We start from the raw sequence: 8,159 nt of genomic DNA, 5'->3' as shown, positions 1-8,159 counted from the left end.
ACGGCGCGCAATCACCGGGCCGCGGTCATATTCCTCGTCGACCAGATGGATCACGATGCCGCTCTCTGCGGCGCCGGCGGCGATCACAGCCTCATGTACGCGCCGTCCGTACATGCCGTGGCCGCCAAACTCCGGCAGCGGCCCTGGATGAATGTTGAGGATCCTGCCTGCAAAGCGGCCCAGCGTCAGTGGCCCGAGCTGGCGAAGATAGCCTGACAGAACAATCACTTCGACGCCGTGGCTCACCATGGCGTCGGCCAATTGAGCGTCAGCAGCGTCGGGAGCCCCCCGAGTCGGGATACACAACGCCGGCACGCCGGCCTCGAAAGCGAAGGACAGCGCCGGCGCGCTTCTGTTGTTGCTCACCAGCAAGCGGGCTTCAGCCGCGAGTTCGCCGGCATGGATCGCCGTCACGATCGCACGCGCGCTGGAAGCGTTTCCGGACGCGAGGAAACCGAGCTTAAGTAACGGAGAACTCATGATATTTGGCCGCTCAGTTCATGTTCAAACCTAAGCCCGTCATAGGCCGGCTCCACGCCTGATGGCAGCTCGCCCTTCAAGGTCTCGTAGTCCAGGTCGATATGCAGGTTCGTGAGGATCGCCCGCCGGGGTTTCAGCCGCGCGATCCACTCCAGCGTCCGCTCCAGATGCGCATGCGTGGGATGCGGCCGGTAGCGCAAGGCGTCAACGATCCAGACATCGAGGTCGGCCAAAGCCTCGAACGCTGATTCATCCAGGTTAACGACGTCGCTGGAGTAGGCGACATCTCCGAACCGATAGCCGACTGAACGCACCCCGCCGTGGTCCTGGTCGAAGGACACAACAGGGATCGCCCCCGAAGGGCCAGCCACTGTCCAGCGGACACCGTGCGCCGGGATCGGCACCCGATTGCAGATCGCCGGATAGCCGCCCTCTCCCTCGAAGATGTAGCCGAACCGGCGCATCATCGAGGTGTCGGTGGCGGTGTCCATATGGCACGCGATCCGCGCGCGTTGACGGATGAAGAAGGCTCGCACGTCGTCGACGCCATGAACTTGGTCGGCATGGTCATGGGTGAGCAGGACGGCGTCCAGTCGCTTGGCGCCAGCTTGGGCGGTCTGCAGCCGCAGGTCCGGCGACGTGTCGACGATCAGGGTCGTCTCCCGCTCAGGCCCCTCCCCCATGAGCCGGACGAGGAGGGAACAGCGCGAGCGCAGGTTTTTCGGATTTTGGGGATCGCAGGCGCCCCAGTCACCGTCGGCGCGGGGTACGCCGCCGGACGAGCCGCAGCCCAGGATGATGACTTCCAGGGTTCCCCCGTTCATGAGCCGGCTCCGGGGCGAGGAATCCGGTCGAAGAGGTCGAAGAAGGCGTCCTCTGTCCTGGCCTCCGCTTCCTGCAACGTCCAGCCTCGGATCTCGGCCAGTTTAGCGAGCACATGCGCCAGGAAGGCCGGCTCATTGCGCCGCCCGCGGTGGGGAACCGGCGCCAGGTAGGGGCAGTCGGTCTCGACGATGATCCGCTCGCCCGGCATGTTGCGGATCACGGCGCGCACGTCCTCGGCGGCCTTGAAGGTGGCGATGCCCGAGACCGAGAACCAGGCGCCCAGCGCCGCGGCTCGCGCCGCGAGCTCGGCGCCTGAGGTGTAGCAGTGCATCAGGAGGCGGAATGGCCCCTTGGCGAATTCGTCTTCCAGGATGTCGCCCATCTCTGCGTCGGCCTCGCGCGTGTGGACCACCAGGGGCAGGCCGGTCAGCCGCGCCGCCGCGGCGTGGACGCGAAACACCTTGGCCTGAATGTGCCGCGGGCTCAGGTCGTAGTGGAAGTCGAGGCCGGTTTCCCCAATTCCGACCACGCGCGGATCGGCTGCCAAGGAGACCAGGGTCTCCGCCGAGAGGTCGGGGTCTTCCTTGGCCTCATGCGGATGGGTGCCGACCGTGCACCAGATATCCGGGTGTTGGGCGACCAGGCGCACCGCCTCGTAGTTCGAGACCCGGTCGGAGATGTTGACCATCAGCCGCACGCCGGCGGCGCGCGCCCGCGCGATCACGGCTTCACGGTCCGCGTCGAATTGCGGGGCGTGCAGGTTGACGTGGCTATCGATCAGCATCGTTCAGGTCAGGCGGCGCGCGCGGCCTGGCGAAGCTCGCTCAGCGCGGTGAAGAGGGCGTCCGTGCGGTCGAGGTTCAGCGCCTCGACCTCGCGAGGCAGCCGCTGCAGGGTCTCCCAGGCCAGGGCCCATTGTTCGAGGCGGCCAGTCCCCTGCCCGGTCCGTCCCTCTTTCGCCCGGGTGGCGCAGTAGCTGTGCACGCGCTCTGCGAGCCGGTCGAACAGCAGGTTGAACTGCGCCTGGCCCTCCGCGCCCCGGAACCGGTCGGCGAGCGAGAGCGCCATGGCCTCGTCAATGCGAGGCAGGCTCTCGATCAGGGCGCGCGCGGCGTCATCCATCGCGATGGCGTTGGCTCCGGCTAACGCCCAGGCTCGCCCCGGCGCCCCGCCGGCCATCGTCGCCAACCTAAGCGCGGCCTCGGCGGTGACATCCTCTCGGTCGCGCACGAAGGCCGCGGCCGCTTCCAGCGGCAGGGGCTGGAACGCCAGCCTGCGGCAGCGCGAGCGGATGGTGGGCAAAAGGCGGCCAGGCGAGTGGCTGATCATCAGGAGTACGCCGTGGGGCGGTGGCTCCTCCAAGGTCTTCAGGATGGCGTTGGCGGCGTTGACATTGAGGTCGTCGGCGGCGTCGATGATGGCCACCCGGTGGGGCGCGCTGGCCGGCGACTTGGAGAAGAACTCCGAAAGCCCTCGCGCCTCGTCGACCGGGATCACCTTGCGGACCTTGCCGTCCTCTCCCAATCGCTCGATCACGAAGAGGTCAGGGTGCGAGCGGGCGATCACCTGGCGGCTGACGGGGTGGTCCGGACTGGAGCCCAGGATTCCATAGGGAGGGTCTTCCGGCGCGCCCAGAAGGCGGCGCGCGGCGCGATAGGCGAAGGTTGCCTTGCCGGCGCCTTCCGGCCCGGTCAGCATCCAAGCGTGGTGCAGACGGCCGCGGACCCGGGTCGCCTCGAAGGCGGCCTCAACCTCTTCGTGACCGGCGAGGTCGAAGACCTCTCGCGGATGACGCATCTCAGCCATGGACCAAAAGCCGGTCCTCGACCGCCGTCCAGACCCTGGCCTCGACCTCTTCCAAGGACCCTGTTGCGTCGATCACCGCACAACGCTGCGGCTCACCCCTGGCGATGGCTAAGAAGCCCTCGCGCAGGCGCTCATGAAAGGCTTGCCCCTTGGATTCGAAGCGCATCTCGGAGCCGGCCCGGGCATGCGCCCGCTCCAACCCGACGTGAACGGGCAGGTCAAAGATCAACGTCAGGTCTGGCCGCGTCTCCTCGAGGGTGAAGGTCTCCAGCGCTGCGATCAGCCCCGGATCCGTCCCACCGGCGGCCCCCTGATAGGCGCGTGTGGAATCAGCGAATCGGTCGCAGACGACCCAGGCGCCGCGCCCAACGGCAGGGCGGATCACCCGCTCGACGTGGTCGCGCCGTGCGGCGTACATCAGAAGCGTCTCGGTGACGGGGCTCCAGCGGTCGGCGGCGCCCTTGAGCACCAGCTCCCGAATGCTTTCGGCCCCTGGAGATCCGCCGGGTTCGCGGGTCGCCACGACCTCACGGCCACCAACCTCAAGGCGCGCAGCGAGGCGCTTGAGCTGAGTGGATTTCCCAGCCCCCTCGCCGCCTTCGAACGTAATGAACCTGCCCTGCGCCACCGGCCCAAAATGGCCAGTTCGCGCCTAAAGTCTAGAAGGGGCGAACGACCCGCGCGTCGGTGAAGCCGATCCGCGCGAGCTTGTCTCTCAGCGCATAGGCCTGCGCCTCGTCGGACGGTCCGGGCAGCAGCACGCGGTAGAGCGTCTCGCCGCTCCTTTGGAACGGCTCCACTGTCGCCACGCCCTCGGCTGATAACTGATCGGCGGCGCGGCGTGCATTGGCCTCGTCGCTGTAGGCGCCCGCTTGGATACGGAATCCGGCTTCGCCGGCCATGGCCGGTCGCGCTGCGGCGGCCGGTAGCGGGGCAAGGCTCGATACGTACACCGGCTCGGGCGGCGGCACGGCCGGCTTGACCACGACCTGCAATCCGCGCGCCGGCGCCTCGGCAAAGATGTCCTCGTCGGCCGGCCGCCTCGTCGCGACCTGGGTGAAGGCGGGCGGGGCGGCAGGCGGAGTGGTGCGCGCGTAACGCACGCCGGCGTCGGGCGGTGCGAGCGGCGCGGGCCCTACGTAGCGTACGCGTACGCGCGCGAGGCCCTGGCGGTCGTAGCCAAGCTCGCGGGCTGCGGCTTGGCTCAGGTCGATGATCCGCCCGCCGACAAAAGGCCCGCGGTCGTTCACCCGCACCGTCAGCTTCCTTCCGTTGTCGAGGTTCGTCACCTCCACCATCGAGGGCAGCGGCAAGGTCGTGTGCGCGGCGGAGAACTGGTTCATGTCGAAGATCTCACCGTCGGCGGTGGCCTTCAGCTGGAAAGCCTCGCCATACCAGGAGGCGGTCCCGGTCTCGTTGTAGTTCGGCTGCTCGTGCGGCACATACCAGATGCCACCCACCTGATAGGGATCGTTCGTCTTGTAGCCGCTCGGCCTGGCTTGGCTCCGGGCGTGGGGCGACGGCGCCTGAGCCGCCGGCCCGCGAACCGCGTACTCTGGTGTCGCGCAGGCGGTCAGGGCAGCTCCCGCCAACATGACGGCCGCCAGCCGGTCTGTCCGGATGACCTGTCCACGACCCATGACTCACCCCGCTCCGCTTTTCGCAAGGATGCAGCATGTCCCTGGCAGCCTTTCGCCAGGGTTAACCGAACCTTGCCACGACGCCGCGGCGAGCGCCATCAGTGCTCGATTTTGAACAGCCTCGCATAGGCGTCGCCCGCGACGAATCTCAGGTGCGGCGGGAGGGTGAATGGTCCATCTCCGTCCACCAGATCAGCCCCGATCACCAGGACGTAGTCAAAGCTCCGCCGCCAATCCGCCAGATAGGGGTCCGCCTTCAAGTCGCTCTTCGTGGGATGGCCGTCCAGGACGTGTGCATCCGGAACCGCGGAGCTGGGCACAGCGAGATTGCTCCACGGCGCCAGTACGCGCAGAGGCTGCTGGCCGGGGACCGTAAATAGCGTGGGGATGAAGGCGTGGCGCTCCGGGACAACGAGGGCCGGCATGTGCCGCAGGGTGCTTTCGCTGGTGTTCCCGACGATGCCCGCCAGGTACCGCCCCACAGGAGCGACTTTCACGCTCGCCGGCATAACCTGCACGGTGAAGATCGCCGAGCCAGGCGGCGTCGCGCCCAGAGCGCGTTCGATGGACCTGACGTCACCCTCCCGGGCCGACCAGATACTGGCGATCCAGGATGATTTTCCCAGATCGACGATCAACAAGACCGCCGCCAGCCAGACTACCCCGGCGAACCGCCGTGTCGGCTGCGGCTGCAGGCTGGCGAACAGCATCAGAGCGGCCATAAGCGGGAATCGGCGGTCGACATAGCCGGCGTCGCCCACGACCCCCGGCGTCATCAGCGCCAGGATTGCGGTAAGGACCCCAACGACAAAGAGGCCGGCGTGGGCGTTGAGCCGCCGGACCCAAGCGGCCCAGCCGCAGATCGCCAGGAGGGGCAGTAGGAAGAGCGCGTCGACGGAAAGCCCGTAGCTGGCAAAGGGCGAGGCTGCGGTCAGGATTAGGTGGTAGGGCGTCGGGCTCGTCCAGATGAGGAAGGGGTGATCCCCGACGTGGGCTCCAGGCGGCGTTGAGGCCAGCGTGTAGAGCAGCACGGCCGGGATCGCCACGACGGCCGCGGCGACTGCGAGACCGCGGGCGATCTGCAAAAGGCGAGCCTGGACAAAGATATCCCGCCAGCCCGGTCCGATCGCCAGCGCCGCGAGCAGGGCCCCGTAGAACAGCAGCCCGAAGGGGTGGAAGAGCAGAATCGCCGCACCGCAGGCCATGCGCATAGCGACGCCGAGCATTGGGCGTTTCGCCAGAGCCGGCTCCAGGCAGGCGAAGAAGAGCGCCAGGGCCAAGGCGATCTGATAGCTCAGGAAGCCCATCAGGGCCGTGGTCGTCCACGCCAGGATCGGCAGGCTCAGCTGCCACCAATGCCATCGATTGAAGACCATGCGGTTCAGCAGCGCCGCACCTGCCGGCGGGCCGGCCAGGGCGGCGATTGCGATCAGCTTCCCGACTGCCTGATAGGGGAGGAATTTGCCAAGCGCGGTGACGACCAGGTCGATCCCGATGTTGGTGGAGGCCCGGCTCCAGTCGATCCGGTACATCGCCGAAATCGGCGCGACCCGGTCGCCGCCTGAAAGCAGCCAAAACCGGGCAAGATGGTTGGGATAGTCCAGCAGCAGCGGAACCCTAGCCATCACGATCGGCGCAAACACCGCGGCGAAGGCCAAGAGCAGTCCAGCTTGCACAAGGCGGTCCTGACCGGCAGGGCTCGGCGCTGGCGTCGTCATTGGCAGGATCCGGCCCATCTGGCGTCAAGTGAACCAGGCGCGCGAACCCGCCCGTCGCCTGCTCATAGAACGATGATTCCCTCGCGGCGGGGGCGCGCTGATTCCTGCCGCCTTGCCAAACCCGGCTGGGAGGCGGGAAGTTGCATAGGCGCCCGCGCAGACGGGCAAGTGGCTGGAGGAGACAGGCGATGCGGTTCGGGATCTTCTACGAGCTCCAGCTTCCCAAACCGTGGAACGAAGGCGACGAAGCGCGCCTGGTTCACCAGGCCCTCGAGCAAGTCGTCCTCGCTGATCGGCTTGGTTACGACTACGCCTGGGAGGTCGAGCACCACTTCCTTGAGGAGTATTCCCACTCCTCCGCACCTGAAGTCTTCCTGGCTGCCTGCGCTGCGCTCACCAAGAACATCCGCGTCGGCCATGGCATCCGCCAGGTGATCCCGAACTACAACCACCCTGCCCGCACCGCCGAGGCGCTGGCGACCCTCGACATCATTTCGAACGGCCGCCTCGACTTCGGCATCGGCGAGGGCGCGACCCGGCTGGAGCTGGGTGCGTTCCATATCCCGGCCAAGGAAAAACGCGCCATGGCGCTGGAGGCGGCCGAGCAGGTCGCCAACATGATGGCCATGAGCCCCTACCCCGGCTTCGAGGGGAAGAGCTTCTCATTCCCCTGCAGAAACGTCGTCCCAAAGCCTGTTCAGAAACCGCACCCGCCCATGTGGATGGCCTGCACCAACCGCGACACCATCAAGGTTGCAGCTTCCATCGGCGTCGGCGCGCTCGCCTTCTCCTTCGTCGATCCGGAAGAAGCGCGGAACTGGGCCGAGATTTACTACGGCATCATCAAATCGGAGGAGTGCGTCCCGATCGGCCATGCGGTGAACGCCAATATGGCCATGGTCTCCAACTTCTCCGTCCACCCCGACCGGGACGAGGCTATCCGGCGTGGTCAGGAGGGCTTCGAGTTCTTCGGCTATGCCATCAACGCCCTGGTGGCGCATGACGCTGTGCCGGGCCGCTCCAGGCTGTTCGCCGATTTCCAGGCATCCCGCGCGCAGCAGGACGAGGAGATCATCGCTGCGCGCAAGATGAGCGCGCGCAACGCCAACGGCATCGGTACGCCTCAGGACATCCGCGACCACATCGCAGCCTTTCGCGACGCCGGAGTCGATCAGGTGATCTTCCTCCAACAAGCTGGCCGCAACCGACACGAGCACATCTGCCAATCGCTGGAACTCTTCGCCGCCGAAGTCATGGGAGAGTTCAAGGCGGAGGCGGCCGAGAGGGAAGCGAAGAAGGCTGCCGAACTTGCCCCCTACATTGAAGCCGCAATGGCGCGAAAACGCTGGATGCAGCCCCTGGCCGATGATGAGATCCCCGTGGTCAAGGCCTCGGTGCAGCGCGCGCAGGTCAACGCGACGACGACGTAGGTCACCTTCAGGCGCCATCGGATCCTGCGAGCTGGCGCGCCAGCCGCCCCCATAAGCGACTACGCTTCGCCGTTCGGAGGCCACATGATCATCGCCTTGCTCGCCGCGTTAGCAGCTGCTTCTCCGGCCAAGCAGCCGGCGCATAACTGGATTTCCCCGCCCCGTCGGCCGGGTGAGAGCCTTACCGTGAAGGGCTACTACGATGGCAACACGCTGCTCGATCTCTGTCGCCGCGATGACAACCTTTGCATCGCCTATGT

Annotated in this window: 8 protein-coding genes; 1 reads left to right on the top strand and 7 read right to left on the bottom strand. The window is 66.9% G+C overall.

The annotated features are described in order from the left end of the window. The 7 genes from VGI62_RS17090 to VGI62_RS17060 all read right to left on the bottom strand — a co-directional run. A partial coding sequence (locus VGI62_RS17090; protein ID WP_331505736.1) for a formyltransferase family protein occupies positions 1-480 on the bottom strand: 480 nt, incomplete at its 3' end. Further along, the gene (locus VGI62_RS17085) at positions 477-1,304 is read right to left on the bottom strand and encodes an MBL fold metallo-hydrolase (protein WP_331505735.1); all 828 of its coding nucleotides are present in this window, start codon (positions 1,302-1,304) and stop codon (positions 477-479) included. The genes VGI62_RS17090 and VGI62_RS17085, both read right to left, overlap by 4 nt. Then, positions 1,301-2,089, bottom strand: coding sequence for a TatD family hydrolase (locus VGI62_RS17080; RefSeq protein ID WP_331505734.1), 789 nt, complete (start codon positions 2,087-2,089; stop codon positions 1,301-1,303). Before VGI62_RS17080 ends, VGI62_RS17085 begins: the two co-directional genes overlap by 4 nt. 8 nt (positions 2,090-2,097) lie before the next feature. Then, positions 2,098-3,111, bottom strand: a complete 1,014-nt coding sequence (locus VGI62_RS17075; protein WP_331505733.1) for a DNA polymerase III subunit delta' — start codon at positions 3,109-3,111, stop codon at positions 2,098-2,100. Then, positions 3,104-3,739 (bottom strand): dTMP kinase, encoded by a 636-nt coding sequence (gene tmk, locus VGI62_RS17070; RefSeq protein ID WP_331505731.1) that lies wholly within the window; start codon positions 3,737-3,739, stop codon positions 3,104-3,106. The genes VGI62_RS17075 and tmk overlap by 8 nt, the downstream gene beginning before the upstream one ends. A 31-nt stretch (positions 3,740-3,770) precedes the next feature. Then, positions 3,771-4,751 (bottom strand): septal ring lytic transglycosylase RlpA family protein, encoded by a 981-nt coding sequence (locus VGI62_RS17065; RefSeq protein WP_331505730.1) that lies wholly within the window; start codon positions 4,749-4,751, stop codon positions 3,771-3,773. 98 nt (positions 4,752-4,849) lie between these two features. Then, a complete protein-coding gene (locus VGI62_RS17060; RefSeq protein ID WP_331505729.1) occupies positions 4,850-6,469 on the bottom strand; it encodes a hypothetical protein in 1,620 nt (539 codons plus the stop codon). A gap of 188 nt (positions 6,470-6,657) precedes the next feature. Between VGI62_RS17060 and VGI62_RS17055 the strand changes: the two genes are divergently transcribed. Further along, the gene (locus tag VGI62_RS17055) at positions 6,658-7,899 is read left to right on the top strand and encodes an LLM class flavin-dependent oxidoreductase (protein ID WP_331505728.1); all 1,242 of its coding nucleotides are present in this window, start codon (positions 6,658-6,660) and stop codon (positions 7,897-7,899) included. Positions 7,900-8,159 lie beyond the last annotated feature (260 nt).

The organism is Phenylobacterium sp., from assembly GCF_036495085.1.
Lineage (GTDB): Bacteria > Pseudomonadota > Alphaproteobacteria > Caulobacterales > Caulobacteraceae > Phenylobacterium.
Note: the sequence above shows the minus strand (reverse complement) of the source record. Positions and strands in the feature narration are given on the sequence as shown.

Bases quoted from the DNA above. Each gene is read 5' to 3' on its own strand.
- VGI62_RS17085 (WP_331505735.1), bottom strand. From the start codon at position 1,304: ATGAACGGGGGAACCCTGGAAGTCATCATCCTGGGCTGCGGCTCGTCC.
- VGI62_RS17080 (WP_331505734.1), bottom strand. From the start codon at position 2,089: ATGCTGATCGATAGCCACGTCAACCTGCACGCCCCGCAATTCGACGCG.
- VGI62_RS17075 (WP_331505733.1), bottom strand. From the start codon at position 3,111: ATGGCTGAGATGCGTCATCCGCGAGAGGTCTTCGACCTCGCCGGTCAC.
- VGI62_RS17065 (WP_331505730.1), bottom strand. From the start codon at position 4,751: ATGGGTCGTGGACAGGTCATCCGGACAGACCGGCTGGCGGCCGTCATG.
- VGI62_RS17060 (WP_331505729.1), bottom strand. From the start codon at position 6,469: ATGACGACGCCAGCGCCGAGCCCTGCCGGTCAGGACCGCCTTGTGCAA.
- VGI62_RS17055 (WP_331505728.1), top strand. From the start codon at position 6,658: ATGCGGTTCGGGATCTTCTACGAGCTCCAGCTTCCCAAACCGTGGAAC.